Source organism: Aliirhizobium wenxiniae, assembly GCF_019511445.1.
GTDB classification, from domain to species: Bacteria; Pseudomonadota; Alphaproteobacteria; order Rhizobiales; family Rhizobiaceae; genus Neorhizobium; species Neorhizobium wenxiniae_A.
In genome coordinates this window covers 1-504 of sequence record NZ_JAEUAN010000086.1, presented here as the reverse complement: position 1 = coordinate 504, position 504 = coordinate 1, and the positions used below count along the sequence as shown (strand labels likewise).

At 60.3% G+C, this 504-nt stretch carries 1 pseudogene; it reads left to right on the top strand.

From position 1 onward, the window contains the following. Nucleotides 1–215: 215 nt before the first annotated feature. Nucleotides 216–504: pseudogene (locus JNB91_RS30410) on the top strand (hypothetical protein); the annotation flags it as partial.

The following is a 504-nucleotide window of genomic DNA, read 5'->3' as shown; positions in this document are numbered from 1 at the left end:
GCTGGATAGGGCTGCGACGCTGTCGGCCAGTTAGAGATGCGACACTGGCTCCGACGATCAGCCCCCGATCCGACCGGCTGGGCCGGGTTGCAAGGGAGGAGCGGGGGCGGGTGATGACGCTCCCTTTCGGCTTTAGCTTTCTCAGTGGCAATTGTGTCGTTGTCGGCTGATACTCGTTTACACCGCATTGGGCGGGTAGGGATCAAAGCCGCACGATGCTTCCGAAAATCAAGCTGCAGGGTAACGTCGATGTCGCCGCGCTGTCACCTCTTCTTCGCGGCATGCTGCTGTCCGTTGCCTATGCAGACGGTGAGGGCGGCATAGGATTGACCGCGACCGGCGCCATGAACCGCAAATTCGTGCATTGGGCCGCTGTAAACTTCCTCTGGCCCGACTTCACGGCCGTAGACCTCTACAGCATGAACAAAGTTCTGAACGAAAGCGACATGCCGCCGCTCTGGGTCGTGCGGGACATGACCCGCCACATGAAGCTTCTTCGCCGGA